Below are 15,477 nucleotides of genomic sequence, written 5' to 3'. Positions count from 1 at the left end.
CTGCTCGTGATCCACTTCCGGCATGATCACGGCCCATGAAGAAGATGATCACGTCCCTGGTGGCCTGCGGCGCTCTCCTGGTGCCCGCCACCCCCGCGCAGGCCACCGCCCCCAAGGATCCCGTCCAAGCCCTGAAGAGCAAACTGATCGCCGGGCACGGCGTGCGGTTCACCGAGACCACCACCCTCTCGGGCGACGACAAGGTCAAACTGCAGGACCGCAAAGGTATGTTCCAGTTCAACGCCAGGGGCGTCGCGGCCTCCGACATCAAGACCAACGCGCTCAAATCCGAGCCCGAGCGGAGTATCAGCGTCGGCAAGGTCGGCTACACCTCGGGCGGGCTGTTCAACGACCGCCTCCCGGAAGGCAAGACCTGGCTCAAGAGCGGCGGCATGTACGGCGGCGCCGGCGGTTTCTACGGGCAGGTCATCAACCCCGCAGAGCCGAAGACCTTAGCCACGCTGATCAAGAAGGGCAGGCTGACCAGGAGCACCATCACGGGAAAGATCACCTTCGATGAGCTCGAGAAGGTGTCGCCCTGGTTCGGTGCGTCGATCCCGCTGCGCATGCACAACGAGAAGGTCACTTACACCCTCACCCTCACCTCCGCCGGGCTCGTGAGCAGGGTGAAGAGCTCGTACGCGGCGACGGGGGTGTTCGACAAGAGCGAATTCGACGGCAAGACCATCACGATCGACAGCCGCTTCACCGGGTGGGGCACCAAGGTGTCGATCAAGGCGCCGGACCCCGCGACGGTGACCAGCAAGATGACCAACTGACGCTCCGTTCGTCCTGGCCTGCCGGTATTTCTCAGCCGAGGTTAATGGTCACATCACGTTCGCCCCATGGCGGCCGGACATCGTCGTAGTCGTGAGCACAACGACGGTTGCGGTCCTCCAGGACGAGATGGCGGGAAGCCAACCGGCCGAGGGGCCGGTTGGCGGGTATGACGAGCGACGAGTACAGGTTTCCCCTCGGGCGTACTCCTTCGCCGCCTGGGTCCGGCAGGCCCTGATGCCCGCCGGGATGGCGCGCCAGCTGCCGGCGTACATCGCCATCGGATTCATCAGCACGATCGCCTACCTGCTGCTGTTCGCGATCCTGAGCATGATCGTGTCCTCCGTCACCGCCAACGCGACTGCCATGGTCCTCACGACGATCGCCAGCACGGCGGCCAACCGCAGGTTCACCTTCGAGATGACCAGCCGGGCGGGCGCGGTCCGCACCCATGTGGAGAGCATGCTCGTCCTCTGCATCGCCCTCGCGATCACCACTGTGAGCCTGGACCTGCTGCCCTCGGCCACGTCGCCCCTCACCGAGCTCGCCACCGTCATCCTGTCCAACGGCCTGGCGGGCATCGTCCGGTTCGTACTGTTGCGGACTTGGGTGTTCAACCCTCGGAGGGCGTCGTGAGCCGTACCGTCGAAGGCACCGAGTATGTCCACCAGCGGGCGGTCGAGCGGGTGTCGCGCAGGGCGTTGGTGGCGCAGTGCACCTCGCCGCCGAGCAGGTGCGCCCACGACAGGTCCGCAACCCAGCGTACGCGCACACCCTGAGCCGCCAGCGCGCTCCGCGCGGCCTGCCGGAACAGATCGTGCCCGCCGACGACGGGGCCGTGCGGGTCGGGCGCGGCGAACTCGCGGGCCGTCAGCGACAGCCCGTTGGGGATGCCCGGCGTGTACGCCTTCAGCAGTGACGGTTCGACCGCGCTCGCGCTGAACAACACCGGCACCCGTACGATCAGCGCCCAAACCCCGGCAGACCGCAGGATCGGCGCGGCCTACCGGAGTTACAGGAGTTCCCGGATCACAGGGTGTGCAGGTCGAGGGCGTCGGCCATCGCCTGGTAGCCGGCCGGGTTGGGGTGGAGGTGGTCTCCGCTGTCGAAGGCCGGGCGGATGCGATCGGGGTCGGCGGGGTCGGCGACGGCGCGCTCGAAGTCCACGGCCGCGTCGAACTCGCCGCTGGTCCTGATCCACGCGTTGACCGCGTCGCGGATCCGCTCGACCTCGTCGGAGTGGTAGGCGTACCCCTTGGTCGGCAGGAGGGTGCCGCCGATGATCCGGACGCCGCGGGCGTGGGCGGCGCGGATGAGCTGCCGGTAGCCGGTGATCAGGTCCTCGGCCCCGACCTTGGTCGCGGGTGTGGTGCACGGCGTGGGCTCCTGCAGGCCCAGGAGGATGTCGTTGATGCCTTCCAGCACGATCACCGTCTTGACGCGGGGCTGGTCGAGCACGTCCCGGCCGAAGCGGGCCAGTCCCCGCTCGCCCAGGCACGCCGAGTCGCTGAGCAGGCGGTTGCCGGCGATGCCGAGGTTGAGCACCGGCCGCCGGCCGCCCAGCCGGCGGGCCAGCGCGTCCGGGTAGCGGTTGTCGGCGTCGAGGGTGGCACCGTATCCGTCGGTGATGGAGTCACCGAAGGTCGCCACCGCGGGCCCACCGCCGTGCACGTCGACTCCGGACAGGTAGAACCAGGAGCTGTTGGTCTCGGTGAAGGCGGTCCCGCCGAGATCGCGGGTGTGGTCGCCGACGGCCCGGTAGGAGGTGGTCTGGGCGAGGTTGTGGTAGCTGGCGGGACCGGTGGCGCCCTGGAAGTACAGCGTCACCGTCAGCCGTTCCCCCGCCTTGACCGCGAGCCGGACCGGATCGCTGGCGGCCTGCCGGCCGGTGGGGAGGTTCACGGAGGTGGCGTGCGCGAAGGTCAGCGGCCGGAGGGTGCCCGCCTGCACGGCCGCACCCGCGCCGGCCTTGGCCACGCTCGCGCCGGTGAGCCGGAGAGGACTGCCGTAGGCGTTGGAGAGCCGGATCTGGAGCGTGGAGCCTCCCGTGGTGACCCGGACCACCTGGCGGACGGAGTGGTTGGTGAAGCCCTTTTCCGCCCAGGTGGGATACCAGACGTCGGCCGACGGCTGCTGGGCGGCGGTCGCCCAGGCCGGTGTCCATCTGCCGGTGTCCGCGTCGGCGGACGCCGGTGCTGTCGTCAGGGCCGCGATCAGCGCGGCGGCGGTGGCGATTCTCAACACGTTGATGCTCTTTCAGTCCAGGACCGGGAAATTGGCGCGGAAGATGCCATAGGGGTCGCGGTGCCGCTTGATCTCGCGCAGCCGAGTCAGGGCGTCGGCGGGGAAGGCTTGGGCGGCGTTCTCCGCCGGTGCGAGGAAGGTGTACGGCTTGCGACCGCTGACCGTCTGGCCCAGCGCCTCGACCAGGGCGCTCTGCTTGGCCCGCACCGCATCGACCAGGTGGGGCAGCCGCAGGCCGAGCAGGTAGAGCAGGTACGGTTCGGCCAGCGCGCCGCCCGCGCCGCCGGCGGGATCGGCCTCGGCCAGCGCCCCGCCCAGATGCCGGACCTGGAGATTGAGCAGCGGCGCGAGCTCCGAGCCGCTGAGCGTCTCCAGCGTCGCCTCATCCAGGCCGGTCAGCAACTCGGTGCGGGCCAGCATCGGGCTGGGCTCGACCGGCTCGGCCGCGATCGCGCCCAGGTCGGCGATGTCCATCAGCCCGCGGCTGTCGGACAGGCTGCCACCGAGCTCCGCCAGCGGCGCCAGCAGGGCCTTGGCCTCGGCCAGGTCGCCAAGGTAGGTCACGTCCAGGGTGACCATCGGCGGCGCGGGCGGCGGCGGGGCCACCCGGTTGAGCCACACCGACAGCTCGCGCGGCGCGTCCGCGGTGATCTTGCGGAAGGCGTCGAACACCTCGGCGGTGCGGGCCGCCGGCCAGACGATCCGTCCGCCGTACAGGCTGGGCACCGGGTACAGCGCCAGCTCGATCGACGTGATCAGCGCATAGTCACCGCCACCGCCGCGCAGTGCCCAGAACAGCTCGGCATCGGACTCGGCGGTGACCCGAGCCTGCTCGCCGCCCGCGTCGACGATCTCGAAGGCGCGTACCGAGTCGGCGGCCCAGCCGTAGCTGCGGCCGAACCACGAGATCCCGCCGCCGGCGACGAAGCCGGCCACGGTCACCGCCGGGCTGCTGCCGGCCGGCCCGGTGAGGCCGTGCTTGCCGGTCTCGGCCAGCACCTGACCCCAACGCGCCCCGGCGCCGACCCGGGCGATGCGCGCCCGCGCGTCGACCTCCACCCCGTCGAGGCGGCCGGTACGTAGCAGGATCACGCCCTGCACGTCGCCCGAGGCGCCATGGCCCGACGGCTGGGCGGTGACCGTCAGCCCGGCTTCACCGGCGTAGCGCACCAGCGCCGCCACATCCGCGGCGTTCTCCGCCTCCACCACGGCGGCCACCGGCTGGTGGACGCCGACCGCCCACGGGCGGGCCGCCTCGTCGAACCCGTCCTCGCCGGGAAGCAGGACACGCCCCCGGACGGTATTACGCAGATCCATATCCGTTGTCTCCTTCGGGGACTACCAGGGAAGGGGGCCGTCGTGCTGGACGAAGGTGGCGGTGGGGCCGTCGGCGGCCAGCAGCGCCATGGCCACGATCGGCGCGGCGCCTTCTTCGGGGGACTTGATGCCTTGGTTGTGGTTGATGTCGGTCTTGACCCATCCCGGGTCGACCGTGTTGACCTTGATCGGGGTGTCCCACAGCTCTTTGGCGTAGGACACGGTGATCATGTTCAGGGCGGCCTTGGACGAGCAGTAGACCAGGTTGAGCATCGGCCACAGCGGATGGTCCCGGTCCAGCGTGCGCCCGATCGAGCCCCGCTCGCTGGAGACGTTCACGATGCGTCCCGCCGGCGAACGGCGCAGCAGCGGCAGCAGCGCGTTGGTGACCTCGATGACGCCGAACACGTTCGTCTCGTAGACCTGGCGGGCCTCCTCGGTCGTGCTCTGGCTGGGCGGCCCGTCCGGGAAGGTGATCCCGGCGTTGTTGACCAGGATGTCGAGCTTGCCGTACTCCTGCTCGATCCACGCGGCCGCGGCTCGGATACTGGCCGCATCGGTGACGTCGAGTCGCACGTGCGGCAGGCCGAGCCGCTCGGCCGCGGCGCGCCCCCGCTCCTCGTCGCGGGCACCGATGATCGCGGTGATGCCCTTGTCGCCGAGCTGGCGCGCGATCTCGAACCCGATGCCTTTGTTCGCACCCGTGACGAGGGCGACCGTTACCATGCCGCACCCGCGATCTGCCGGGTGGTCGCGTTCAGCCGGTTCCACAGGTTGACGGAGGAGATGGTCATGATCAGCGCGGCCAGCTCGGTCTCGGAGTAGTGGTCGGCGACCTCGTCCCACACCTCGTCGCTGATCTGGCCGCCGTCGGCGAGCCGGGTGACCGCCTCGGCCAGTGCCAGGGCGGCGCGCTCGGCCTCGGTGAAGTACGGCGCCTCGCGCCACGCCGCCACGGCGAACAGCCGCTCGTCGCTCTCGCCCGCCTTGCGCAGGTCCTTGGCATGCATGTCGACGCAGACGCTGCAGCCGTTGATCTGGCTGGCCCGCAGCAGCACCAGATCGGCCGTGATCTTGGGCAGTCCGGCCTGATCGATCGCCTTGGCCAGGTCCATGAGCGCTTTCATCGCACCGGGCAGAGCCACGGCGGGGTTCTTCATGCGTGCTTGCATGGTCGGTCTCCTTCGAGGGGTTCTGGTCGTCGTCACTTCTGTGACGGAGGCGAGCGGGGAAAGGTGACCGCCGCGCCGTACGACCAGCATCACGGGGGCGATCAATACATCCGCGATGCATCGACGATGCGATGATCCGCCGCGGCTATAGACTCCTGCGCATGCTCGGCGGGAATGTGCGCTTTGCGATCCTGGGTGCGGTGGAGGTGTCGGCCGAGGGTCGCGAGCTTCCCTCTCTCGCCCCGCGGCACCGCGCTTTCCTGGGATACCTGCTGCTGCATTCCGGCACGGTGGTGAGCGTCGAGCGGCTGATCGAGGCGATGTGGGGGCCGACGCCGCCGGACACCGCCCGAGCGCAGGTGCACGCCGCGCTGACCGCGATGCGGCGTACGCTCCGCGCGGCGGACGCGGCCCACCTGGTGCGGACCCAGCCGGCCGGATACCTGATCGCTCCGGCGGCGGGGCAGCTCGACCTGCGGGAGTTCGACACGCTCGTGGCCGAAGCGGAGTCCGCGCCGGCCCTGGCCGTACCGACGCTGCGCCAAGCGCTCGCCCTGTGGCGCGGGCCCGCCTTCGCCGACGTCCAGGCCCATTTCGCCGACAGCGCCAGGGCACGGCTGGAGGATCGGCGGCTGGCCGCGGTCGAACGCCTGGTGGAGCTCGAACTCGCCGCCGGAAGGCACGCCGAGCTCATCGATCAGCTGGCCGCCGAGCTGACCGCGCATCCCCTGCGTGAACGGCTGACCGGGCAGCTGATGCAGGCCCTGCATCACGCCGGGCGCCAGGCGGACGCGCTGGCCGTCGGTCGTGGCTACCGTCGCAGACTGGCCGATGAGCAGGGACTGGATCCAGGCCACGGCTTCCTGGCCGTCGAGGAGACCGTCCTGCGTGGCGAGCCGCCCGCCTTGGTCCTGCACGGCGAGCCAGTCGCGGCCGCCCTGATCCGGCCCGCACAGTCCCAGCCGCCCGACACCCGTACTCAGCCCGGGCCGCCCGAGGCCACCCCGGCCAGGCCGTTGGCGGCCTTTCTGCCCTACGACGTCGCCGACTTCGCCGGCCGCTCCGTCCAGGTGGAGGAGCTGTGCGGGCCGGCCTCCCGGACAGTGACGATCTCCGTGATCGACGGCATGGCCGGCATCGGCAAGACGGCACTGGCCGTACATGCCGCGCATCGCCTCGCCGGACGCTACCCCGACGGTCAGCTCTTCATCGACCTGCACGCCCACACGGCGGGCCAGCGACCACTTGAGCCCGCCGAAGCGCTGGAGGTGCTGCTGCGGCAGCTCGGTGTGGCGACCGAGCGCATCCCCGCGTCCATCACCGAAAGGGCCGCGCTGTGGCGAGCCGAGCTGGCCGGCCGCCAGGTGCTGCTGGTGCTGGACAACGCCGCCGACGCCGCCCAGGTCCGGCCCCTGCTGCCGGGCGCGTCGAACAGCCTGGTGCTCATCACCAGCCGCCAGCGGCTCACGGACCTGGACGGCGCGCGGGCCGTGTCCATGGACGTGCTCCCCTTACCCGACGCCGTCGCGCTCTTCACCGGCATCGCGGGCGAGCGCGCGGCGGCCGAGTCCGAGGCGGTCGCGGAGGTCCTGCTCCTGTGCGGGTTCCTGCCGCTGGCCGTCCGCATCGCCGCCACCCGTCTGCGGCACCGCCCCCGCTGGAGCGTGGCCCATCTGGCCGAACGCCTGCGTGACGAGCGCCGCAGGCTCACCGAGCTGGCCAGGTCGGAACGCGGTGTGGCGGCGGCGTTCACCCTGTCGTACCGCCAGCTCACCGCCGACCAGCAGCAGGTGTTCCGGCTGCTCGGGCTGCATCCCGGCCGCGACATCGAACCCCACGCGGCCGCCGCGCTCGCCGATCTCCCCGTGGAGCGCACCGAGGACCTGCTGGAGGATCTGCTGGACGCGCACATGCTCCAGCAGCGCGCCTTCGGCCGCTACGTCTTCCACGACCTGCTCCGCCAGTACGCCGCCCAGCTAGCGGCCGAGCAAGAGCCGCCGCAGGCCAGGCAGGCGGCGCTGACCCGGCTGCTCGGCCACCAGCTGACCACGGCGTCGGACGCCATGGACCGGCTCTATCCCGACAGCGCCCACCGGCGGCCGCGCATCGAGCGGTCCGAGTGCCCGCCGGTGCCTCTCCAGGACGCGCCGCGGGCGCTGGCCTGGCTGGAGGCCGAACGCGCCAACCTCGTCCTGGCCGCCGATGGCGACCTGACGCACACCGGTCTGCTGGCCACCACGGTGTACCGCTATCTCTATGACCACGCCTACCACGACGATGCTCTCACCCTGTACGGCAAGGCACTGCACGCCGCCCGACGCCGCGAGGATCTGGCCGGTGAGGGCCGGGCCCTGACCGATCTCGGCTGGGTGCATCAGGTCCAGGGAAGTCATGACGTCGCCCGCGAACACTTCGACCAGGCCCTGGCCGCCTGCCGTACCGCTGAAGACCTACGAGGTCAGGCCCGGGCGCTGGTCGGCTTGGGCAGGGTGAGCACGGACGAAGGCGACCACGAGCGGGCCAAGGCAGCGAACCTGCGCGCCCTGGAGATGTTCCGCGACATCGGCGACCGGTTTGGCGAGGCCGTGACGCTGGACTATCTCGGCGTCGTCCACGAGCGGCTCGGCCAGTACGCGCAGGCGGCCGACCTGCATCGCGAGGCGCTGGAGCTGTCCCGAGAGATCGGCAGCCGAGGCGGCGAGGCCGACGCCCTGGACAACCTCGGGGTGGCCTGCACCCGGCTCGGCCGGTACGCCGAGGCCCGCGACCATCACGAGCAGGCGCTGGAGCTGTATCGGCGCTTCGGCTACCGGCGAGGCGAGGCCAAGGCCCTCAACAGCCTGGCCGAGATCGCCGCGACCCTGGGCGACTCCGGCCAAGCCGTACGCCTGCACACCGCCGCTCTCGATCTGGCCGTAGAGCTGAGCAACCGGAGCGAGGAACTACGTGCCCGCGACGCCCTCGCCCGGCTCCCTCCCGGCCAGCGAATCTCGCTCGGGTCCATCGATCCGGTACACACCACATAACTTCCGTCCAGCGGAGCCACTTAACGCTCACTTGAACACCGCAGCCCCTGGTCGACGAGAATGACCCAATGAACATCGGTATCGCCGTTTACTCCAATTGCCACGGTTTAACCCCGCCCGAACTCGGCCGGGCCGTTGAAGAACGTGGCTTCGAGTCCCTGTTCTGGACCGAGCACACGCATATTCCGGTGCACAGCCGGCGCTCCTCCGGCGGTTCGACCCGGGGCTACGCCGAGACCATGGACCCCTTCGTCGCGCTGGCCGCGGTCGCCGCGGTCACCACCACCCTCACTCTTGGCACCGCGGTATGCCTTGTCGCCCAACGGGATCCGATCATCACGGCGAAGGAGGTGGCCAGCCTCGACCAACTGTCCGGCGGGCGCTTCCAGTTCGGCGTCGGCGGTGGGTGGAATCGCATGGAAATGGCGAACCACGGCACCGATCCGCGCACCCGGATGGCCCTGCTCGCCGATCGGGTCCGCGCCATGCGGGAGATCTGGACCACCGACGAGGCTGAGTATCACGGCGAGTTCGTGGACTTCGACCCGATCTGGTCCTGGCCGAAACCCTCGCAAAAGCCGCACCCACCCGTACTGGTCGGCGGGAACGGGCCGGGCACGGAGGACCGGGTACTGGACTACGGCGACGGCTGGCTTCCCCAGGTGGACATGATGGACGTCGACGAGCTCGCCCGGCGAGCCTCCGCGCTCCGCGCCCGGGCCGCCGAGGCTGGGCGGGGACCAGTGCCGATCACGCTGTTCGGCGCGATCCCGGAGGGTGGCCCGATACCCGAGCCCGGCCGGCTCGACGCGTACGCCGACGCGGGTGCCGATCGCAGCCTGTTCACCCTGCAGTACCGGTCCGCCGACGAGGCGCTGTCCACGCTGGACCGGTGGGCCACACTCATCCCCCGCTGACGCTCAGGTCATGGAGTGATCGGTCGTACGGCCGTTCTGGTGAGCGGCGCTCGTCCTTACGCCAATCCATGTGGCAATGCGGACGCAAGCTGTTCAAGTTGCTTGATGGCCGCGGGCAGGTCATCGGCGAGGGGATGGACAAGCACATGGTCGGCACCGGCGTCGAGGTGCGCCTGAACGCGCGCGGCGATGGCATCCGGAGTGCCCCACGCGGTCAGCGCGTCGATCAGCCGATCGCTTCCCCCGCCGGCGATGTCCTCCTGGCTGTAGCCGAGCCGTAGCCAGTTACGCGTGTATGGCGAATCCGGGTTGGCCTTGCCTCGGTACCGCCGAGCGATGGCACGAGCTTGCTCAGGATCGGCTTCGATGACGAACGCCTGCTCGGGGATGAGCAACTTGTCGGCTCCCAGGACCTCGCGAACAAGAGCGGTGTGTTCGACCGGAGCCGAAAACGAATGGACGCCGTCAGTGCGGTCGCGAGCCAGTTGCACCATCTTGGGCTGCAAGGCGGCCAGCACCCGAACAAACGGCTCCGGCGGCGGGTTACGTGTCTTCGCTTGGTCCATCGTGTCGAGATAGTCCCGCATGATCTTGAGGGGATGACTGTAGTCCAGCCCGTAGGCTTCGACCAGGAACCGTTGGCTGACGCCGATTCCGAGGACGAACCGTCCAGGGTAGGCCTCGGCCAACGCCGCGGCGCCGCCCTGCATCGTGGCGGGATGACGCGCCCAGATGTTGGCGATTCCAGTGCCGATCATCAAGTGCCTGCTCGCGGCGAGCTGAATGCCGCCATTGACCAAGGCGTCCTTGCCGCCGATGCCTTCGGGCCCCCACAGCGAGCCGTACCCGAGTTGCTCAAGGCGCCCCACGGCATGGCGCCAGCTCTCGACCGGAGTGCCATGTAAGTAGGGTCCGCCGAGCCACACTCCCACGCGTCCCAGCTTCGCCTTCACTTCTGTGATCACTGCCGAAACCTCCACACCCGACGACTGCTATCCGGGGACTGTCCCCGGTAAGCGCGATGCTATCCGGAGACAGTCCCCGGTACAATCGTCCAGCCGGAAGGGGATCAATGAGCGACACGAGCGCACCACGTGCGATGCGGGCAGACGCACAGCGCAATCGGGCACGGTTGCTCGCCGCGGCGAGCGCGGCGTTCGCCCGCGCGGGCGTGGAGACCTCGCTCGATGACATCGCCCGCGACGCCGCCGTAGGTTCGGGCACGCTTTACCGCCACTTCCCCACCCGCGAGGCCCTGGTGGAGGCCGTTCTCGACGACCGTTACGAGTCCCTCGCCGCCGAGGCCGCCAAGCTACAGACCGAGCGTTCACCACAGGAAGCGCTCGTGGCTTGGTTGAAGCTCTTCGTCAACCACCTCATGACGTATCGGGGGCTGGCGGCAAGCGTCACCACCGCGCTCCACGACGAGACGTCGCCGTTGCACTCGGCCTGCCACGCGATGCGCGCCGCAGCATCCGAGCTCGTGGCAACGGCCCAGCGCGACGGCACCGTCCGGGACGACATCGACACCTCGACGATCCTGCGCCTCGCCGCCGGTGTCGCCTGGGCCACCGAGCAGTCGCCCACCGCCCCGGCCCGCGTCGAGCAAATGCTGGCGGTCCTCATCGACGGACTGCTCCGCACTTGATCCCGGTGTATCGACGCTGCGACGGTTGGTTATTTTCAGCTGATGTGATGCGCTTTGTGGGACCATGATCGCCATGTTTTGGACGACGGCGTACCGCTTGATGCTGATCCTGGCCGCGGTGGTCGGCCTGATCTACACCTGGCTGGCCCTGGGCAGCCCGCTGAACCCGCTCGTCCTCTTCACCGTGCAGAGCAACCTGCTGCTCACCGGGTTCTACCTCTGGCAGGTGGCTGGCAGAGGGCGACGCCCGCCCACCCAGCTCAAGGGGGCGGTGACGCTCTACATCGTGATCACCGGCCTGGTCTGGCACTTTCTCCGCATGCGCGGAGCCAGCCCCTTCGAGCACCTCTCCCTTCGCGGCCACGGTCTGGGCAACTTCCTTCTCCACTACGTGACGCCGGTCCTGGCCGTGATCGACTGGCTGTTCTTCGACCGCACCGCCCCTCGGCCGAAATGGACGGCCGCTCTCACCTGGCTGGTCTACCCCATGGCATACCTGGCCTTCGCCCTGGTCAGAGGCGCCCTATTGCCGCCAGATGCGTGGAAGCGCTATCCCTATCCGTTTCTGGACGTGGACACATTCGGGTACGGCGGGGTGGCCCTGAACGCGCTGGCACTGGCCGTCTGCTTCGCGCTGCTCGGTTACGGGTTGATCGCCCTGCGTCGCCTGGTCGACCACGCCCGTCGTACGACCACGACTTCCGCACCCTCACCCGACGAACAGGAACCGAACCTGAAGCCGCCGAGAACCGCCGGCAGACCTACGCCGGGTGCCTGATCCAGCACACCGACGATCGAACAGCATGACCTTCGACCGCTGGGTTCCGAAATGCCCGGCGACTGTTCCCTCGCGCGCTACCAGCGGCCTGACACCACCAGCGCCCTCCGCTCCGACCGCCACATGAATCAGCCCAGCGGCCTTGATGGGCAGGCGAGCGGGTAGGCGGCGGTCGTCCGGGCTGCTGGGCGGCATGTCGAAGGCCTTTCCGAGTCGGCGGGTGTCGGCGTACGACCTCCAGTGCAGAGCCAGGAACGGGTAACGTGCAGCGATGATCGGGGTGTCTGCTGAGGCGCTGGAGTCTGAGCCGGCGTCTCTGCTGAGGCAGACAGGGCCCCCGTGTCCCGGACTAGAGTCTTGGTGCATGGCCGTTATTCACCAGACCACCATGACTCCCGGAAAACTGGAACTCCTGTCGGCGTGGCTTCCCTCCCAGCCCTGGTACCAGGGCGGACCGCCGGCTCTGGTCAAGTGCGGCGGCTTCCGGCTCGACGATCCGGCCGGCGAGGTCGGCATCGAGTTCATGCTGGTGGCCGACAGCTCCGGCGACAGCCCTGCGGTCTACCACGTGCCGCTCACCTACCGGGGCTCCCCGCTGACCGGGGCCGACCACGCCCTCGTCGGCACGGCAGAGCATGGCGTCCTTGGCCACCGGTGGGTCTACGACGGAATCCGCGACCCCGTGCTGACCGCCCAGCTGCTCGCGTTCCTCCGCGGTTCGGCCGTGGCACAGGCGCAGAATGCCGACGACACCCCCGACCCGTCGGTCATCGCCCACCTCGACGGCGTCGACCTCACCTCTGCCGCGCAAGCCTTCTCCGGCACTGATCTGGCCACCGAGCCGGGACTCACCGTCCGTATCGTCCGCGCACTCCAGCCGGCCGAAGGTGGCGGCTGTGCGACGACCGGAGCCCGTGGATGCGTCACGGCCGGGTGGCGCACCCCCGACGGCGCCGAACAGCGTGGCCCCCTCTTCACTGTCCTGAGGTAGGACTCGACCCGCCCGATGAGCTCCACCGCCGTACCGGTAACGGGCCGGCCAGCGCACGTTCGCCATGAACACCGGGTCAGGAACACCCAGATGCTCAAACTCCCAACCGACCGCCGCGCAGGCCTCGGCCGTGGCCGCGAACATCTCTGCCGTCCGCCCGTTTCACGCCAGTGCAGCCAGAACGGCTACGAGGCGATCCCCACCACCTGCGGGTCGAGATCCAGCAGGATCAACCGGTCCCGCTCCAGCCAGGATTCGTAGCCGACATGATCGCGGGTTGTCGCCGACCAGCACCAGCCGGCGAGGCCCCGGCCTCCCTTGGCCCAGCGGAACCCCCGCACCGGCGGCGTCCTCCGTTGGTTCGAGCGGCCAACGGGGACGCGCGGGCGAAGCCCCCGCCCAAGTAAGGCGTCCGAAGCGAAGCGGAGGCCCTCCAGGGGTCGCGGCTCCGGCGCGACTGGAGGCAGCGCCTGAGCCCTCGACCGCGAAGCGGCCACGGCGAAGCCCGTTGCGGAAGGGCGGGCAGCAGACGGCCAACCACCGAATCGGGTAACGGGCGGACCGCCCAAGAAAAAACGCCCGCAGCGAAGCGAAGGCCCTACAGGGGGTCGGGACCAGGCCCGACTGAAAGGAAACAGCCCGAGCGAAGCGAGGCCCTTTGGCCCGACGCTGGGGGTTCGGGGGTTATCCCCCGATGTAAACAACAAGGAGGCCGCGGGGAGCATGCCCCCCGAAGGGGGTACATGCGACCAAAACAACCCCGCCGACGCGTGGAGCTATGGGGATTCGAACCCCAGACCCCCTCCATGCCATGGAGGTGCGCTACCAGCTGCGCTATAGCCCCTTGTTGCGTAGCCAGTGTATCGGAATCCCGGCGCGCCCGTGTCACACACGATCCACCGTGATACGTCTTAAGTCCTATGTCGACCTTCGAAGACCACCGAAGCCTGCTGACCGGCGTCGCCTATCGAATCCTGGGCAGCATGGCCGACGCCGAGGACGTCGTGCAGGAGGCGTGGCTGCGCTGGTCCGGCGTGGACGAGACGACCGTCGCCGACCCCAAGGCGTACCTGATCAGGGTCACGTCGCGGCTGGCCATCGACCGGCTGCGGTGGGCGAAGTCGCGGCGGGAGTCGTACGTCGGCCCGTGGCTGCCCGAGCCCATCAGCACCGCGCCCGACGTCGCGGAGCACGCGGAGCTGGCCGACTCCGTCGAGCTGGCGCTGCTTGTGGTGCTCGAGACGCTCTCGCCGCTGGAGCGGGCGGTGTTCGTGCTGCGGGAGGCGTTCGACCTGCCGTTCTCCGAGATCGCCGAGGTCATCGGCCGGGCCGAGCCCGCCACCCGGCAGCTGGCCAGGCGGGCCCGCGATCACGTACAGGAGAAGCGGCCCCGGTTCGACGTGGACCTCGGCGAGCGACGGCGCATCACCGAACGCTTCCTCCGCGCCTCCACCAGCGGCGATCTGGACGGGCTGATCGGCCTGCTGTCCAGCGAAGTGACGCTGGTCAGCGACGGCGGCGGCAAGGCCCGCTCCCCGCTGCGCGCCCTGACCGGTGCCGAGAACGTGACGCGCTTCCTGGCGTCCATCACCACCCCCGAGGGCATCGCCAAGTTCATGGCCTCGATCGGTGTGGGTGACTTCTCCACCATGTCGTACGGCCTGGCGAACGTGAACGGCGCACCCGCCATGGTCGTCTCGGCCGAGGGCCGGGTCGTCACCGTCATCTCCCTGCTCATCACGGACGGCAAGATCGACACCATCTACCTCCTCGCCAACCCGGAGAAGATCGCCCACCTCGACGCCCCCTCCTGACGCGAGTTCACGCCGTCCGAGCCGTCGGCATCCCCGTCTCCTCAACCAGCGCCCGCAGATCCACCCCACCGGCCCGCAAGATCCGCCCCGCCCCGTTCGAGTAGTCGGCCAGCAGCCCCCACAGCAGCCGCTCCCCCGTGACCGCCCCCGGCCGCCACATCGCCACCTCCACCACCTTCCGCGCGTGCATGGCGAGCGGAACCGAACCCAACGGCCCGTGCAGGGTGACCCGCAGCGGGTTGAGGCGCGACCGCGTCAACCGCCACCGCGCAGGATCGGAAGTCCCCGCCCTGGTACGGCGGTGCACCTCGGCCAGATCGATCCCCAGGGTGGCGAGTAGCTCACGGCGATCACCGAGATCGACCTGCTCCCGAACGTCCTCAGCCGTCACGGTGAAACTGGCCAGCGAGAACGGCCGGATCTCAGCCAGGGCGAGCAGCAGCAGGTCAGGGGTGAGCGCCGGACGTCCCGCGTCAAGGGCCAGCGTGCCGGCCCTGATCAGCGCGCGGCGGGCGGAGTCGGTGAATCTGGCGAGCATGCGGTTACCTTCCGATCCTGCGGGCGTGCTTGCGGTGGGCGGACTGCCGCCTGACCCCGAGGGCGTCGGCGATCTGCTCCCAGGACCACCCCTGGTCCCGGGCGTTGGACACGTGCGTGGCCTCAAGCTCCTCCAGCAGAGCCCGCAGCGCGGCGACGGCTGCGAGGCCCACGCCGGGGTCGCGATCAGTGGCCGCGTCGGCCAGCTCGTTGACCTTCATGGCGTCAGCATACGCTGACAAGCAGCCGCTTGTCA

At 69.7% G+C, this 15,477-nt stretch carries 17 protein-coding genes and 1 tRNA gene; 8 read left to right on the top strand and 10 right to left on the bottom strand.

What is annotated here, in order from left to right:
• Positions 1-35 precede the first annotated feature (35 nt).
• Positions 36-779: a hypothetical protein gene (locus KME78_RS26610; RefSeq protein ID WP_219532080.1), complete on the top strand. Its 744-nt coding sequence runs from the start codon at positions 36-38 to the stop codon at positions 777-779.
• Between the two features lie 91 nt (positions 780-870).
• Positions 871-1,413, top strand: a complete 543-nt coding sequence (locus KME78_RS64660; protein ID WP_219532079.1) for a GtrA family protein — start codon at positions 871-873, stop codon at positions 1,411-1,413.
• Here KME78_RS64660 and KME78_RS26600 read toward each other — a convergent pair.
• The 5 genes from KME78_RS26600 to KME78_RS26580 form a co-directional block, all read right to left on the bottom strand.
• On the bottom strand, positions 1,391-1,732 hold the full coding sequence (locus tag KME78_RS26600) for a protein-arginine deiminase family protein (RefSeq protein WP_219532078.1): 342 nt from the start codon (positions 1,730-1,732) through the stop codon (positions 1,391-1,393). The two genes, KME78_RS64660 and KME78_RS26600, sit on opposite strands and share 23 nt — an antisense overlap.
• Before the next feature lie 74 nt (positions 1,733-1,806).
• Entirely contained in the window at positions 1,807-3,021 is a 1,215-nt protein-coding gene (locus KME78_RS26595) for an SGNH/GDSL hydrolase family protein (protein WP_308127143.1), read from the bottom strand.
• 12 nt (positions 3,022-3,033) lie between these two features.
• Complete coding sequence (locus KME78_RS26590) at positions 3,034-4,338, bottom strand: FAD-binding oxidoreductase (RefSeq protein ID WP_219532077.1); 1,305 nt, start codon at positions 4,336-4,338, stop codon at positions 3,034-3,036.
• A 21-nt stretch (positions 4,339-4,359) separates the two neighbouring features.
• Positions 4,360-5,064 carry an SDR family oxidoreductase gene (locus tag KME78_RS26585; RefSeq protein ID WP_219532076.1) on the bottom strand — a complete coding sequence of 235 codons (705 nt, stop codon included), beginning with the start codon at positions 5,062-5,064 and terminating at the stop codon, positions 4,360-4,362.
• Positions 5,058-5,510 (bottom strand): carboxymuconolactone decarboxylase family protein, encoded by a 453-nt coding sequence (locus KME78_RS26580; RefSeq protein WP_219532075.1) that lies wholly within the window; start codon positions 5,508-5,510, stop codon positions 5,058-5,060. Before KME78_RS26580 ends, KME78_RS26585 begins: the two co-directional genes overlap by 7 nt.
• 161 nt (positions 5,511-5,671) lie before the next feature.
• Here KME78_RS26580 and KME78_RS26575 point away from each other — a divergent pair, with 161 nt between their 5' ends.
• The gene (locus tag KME78_RS26575) at positions 5,672-8,536 is read left to right on the top strand and encodes an AfsR/SARP family transcriptional regulator (protein WP_219532074.1); all 2,865 of its coding nucleotides are present in this window, start codon (positions 5,672-5,674) and stop codon (positions 8,534-8,536) included.
• 68 nt (positions 8,537-8,604) lie between these two features.
• Positions 8,605-9,453, top strand: a complete 849-nt coding sequence (locus KME78_RS26570) for an LLM class F420-dependent oxidoreductase (protein WP_219532073.1) — start codon at positions 8,605-8,607, stop codon at positions 9,451-9,453.
• Positions 9,454-9,509: 56 nt separating this feature from the next.
• On the opposite strand, the gene KME78_RS26565 is transcribed toward KME78_RS26570, so the two are convergent.
• Entirely contained in the window at positions 9,510-10,418 is a 909-nt protein-coding gene (locus tag KME78_RS26565) for a TIGR03620 family F420-dependent LLM class oxidoreductase (RefSeq protein ID WP_219532072.1), read from the bottom strand.
• A gap of 107 nt (positions 10,419-10,525) precedes the next feature.
• Between KME78_RS26565 and KME78_RS26560 the strand changes: the two genes are divergently transcribed.
• The 3 genes from KME78_RS26560 to KME78_RS26550 all read left to right on the top strand — a co-directional run bounded on the left by KME78_RS26560 (position 10,526) and on the right by KME78_RS26550 (position 12,870).
• A complete protein-coding gene (locus KME78_RS26560; protein WP_219532071.1) occupies positions 10,526-11,101 on the top strand; it encodes a TetR/AcrR family transcriptional regulator in 576 nt (191 codons plus the stop codon).
• A 73-nt stretch (positions 11,102-11,174) separates the two neighbouring features.
• Entirely contained in the window at positions 11,175-11,879 is a 705-nt protein-coding gene (locus KME78_RS26555) for a Pr6Pr family membrane protein (protein ID WP_219532070.1), read from the top strand.
• Positions 11,880-12,243: 364 nt separating this feature from the next.
• Positions 12,244-12,870 (top strand): maltokinase N-terminal cap-like domain-containing protein, encoded by a 627-nt coding sequence (locus KME78_RS26550; RefSeq protein WP_219532069.1) that lies wholly within the window; start codon positions 12,244-12,246, stop codon positions 12,868-12,870.
• Positions 12,871-13,055: 185 nt separating this feature from the next.
• Here the strand turns inward: KME78_RS26550 and KME78_RS26545 are convergent, their stop codons facing one another.
• Together KME78_RS26545 and KME78_RS26540 are read right to left on the bottom strand one after the other, a co-directional pair.
• A complete protein-coding gene (locus tag KME78_RS26545; RefSeq protein WP_219532068.1) occupies positions 13,056-13,211 on the bottom strand; it encodes a hypothetical protein in 156 nt (51 codons plus the stop codon).
• Between the two features lie 430 nt (positions 13,212-13,641).
• A tRNA-Ala gene (locus KME78_RS26540) sits at positions 13,642-13,714 on the bottom strand.
• A gap of 76 nt (positions 13,715-13,790) precedes the next feature.
• Here KME78_RS26540 and KME78_RS26535 point away from each other — a divergent pair.
• Positions 13,791-14,684 carry an RNA polymerase sigma-70 factor gene (locus KME78_RS26535; protein WP_219532067.1) on the top strand — a complete coding sequence of 298 codons (894 nt, stop codon included), beginning with the start codon at positions 13,791-13,793 and terminating at the stop codon, positions 14,682-14,684.
• Between the two features lie 7 nt (positions 14,685-14,691).
• On the opposite strand, the gene KME78_RS26530 is transcribed toward KME78_RS26535, so the two are convergent.
• Both KME78_RS26530 and KME78_RS26525 read right to left on the bottom strand, forming a co-directional pair.
• Complete coding sequence (locus tag KME78_RS26530; RefSeq protein WP_219532066.1) at positions 14,692-15,222, bottom strand: Clp protease N-terminal domain-containing protein; 531 nt, start codon at positions 15,220-15,222, stop codon at positions 14,692-14,694.
• Between the two features lie 4 nt (positions 15,223-15,226).
• Positions 15,227-15,442, bottom strand: a complete 216-nt coding sequence (locus tag KME78_RS26525) for a helix-turn-helix domain-containing protein (protein ID WP_219532065.1) — start codon at positions 15,440-15,442, stop codon at positions 15,227-15,229.
• Positions 15,443-15,477 lie beyond the last annotated feature (35 nt).

Source organism: Nonomuraea guangzhouensis (assembly GCF_019396345.1).
Lineage (GTDB): Bacteria > Actinomycetota > Actinomycetes > Streptosporangiales > Streptosporangiaceae > Nonomuraea > Nonomuraea guangzhouensis.
Note: the sequence above shows the minus strand (reverse complement) of the source record. Positions and strands in the feature narration are given on the sequence as shown.